The following is a 748-nucleotide window of genomic DNA, read 5'->3' as shown; positions in this document are numbered from 1 at the left end:
GGGGCTTGACCCTTGATCTTGGACACGCGGAATCCAGCACGATGCTGGGAGAAGCGAGAATCCAAGGATGGCCAGGAAGAACTACACCGACGAGTTCCGTCGCCGGGCGGTGGACTTGTACGAGTCCACCCCGGGCGCGACGCTCAAAGGGATCGCAGCGGATCTGGGCGTTTCCCGGGGCGCGTTGAAGGAATGGGTCGACAAGTTCGGCTCCGGGACGACGGCGGGTGCGGCCACGGCCGCTCCGACGCAGGGCCGGCCGGGGTCGCCGGGGGCGAGGATCGCCCGGTTGGAGGCCGAGAACGCGGCGTTGCGGGCCGAGCAGGCCAAGCTGGCCCAGGAGCGGGACATCCTGCGCCAGGCGGCGAAGTATTTCGCCGGGGAGACGAACTGGTGAACCGCTTCCAGTTCGTCGAGGACCACAAGGACGCCTGGGGCGTGAAGCGGTTGTGCGAGGTCATCGAGATCGCCCGGTCGTCGTTCTACGCCTGGCTGGCCGCCGAGCCGGCACGGGCGGCCAGGGCGGCGGCCGACGCGGCGCTGGTGTCCCGGATCCGGGTGCTGCAGGACCCGGCCCGGGGCGGGGACCGCGCCTACGGCGCGCCCCGGATCACGGCCGACCTCAACGAGGACGTGCCGGCCGGTGACCGGGTCAACCACAAGCGCGTGGCCCGGGTGATGCGCGAGCACGGCCTGGCCGGAATCCGGTTGCGCAAACGCGTGAGGACCACGATCCCGGACCAGTCCG

Annotated in this window: 1 pseudogene; it reads left to right on the top strand. The window is 70.9% G+C overall.

The annotated features are described in order from the left end of the window. Positions 1-67: 67 nt before the first annotated feature. Positions 68-748 (top strand): annotated as a pseudogene (locus tag FS770_RS14175) (IS3 family transposase); the annotation flags it as partial.

The organism is Kocuria salsicia (genome assembly GCF_007681555.1).
In the GTDB taxonomy this organism is placed as follows: Bacteria; Actinomycetota; Actinomycetes; order Actinomycetales; family Micrococcaceae; genus Kocuria; species Kocuria salsicia.
The sequence above is the reverse complement of the archived record's forward strand: the minus strand, read 5'-3'. Positions and strand labels throughout refer to the sequence as shown.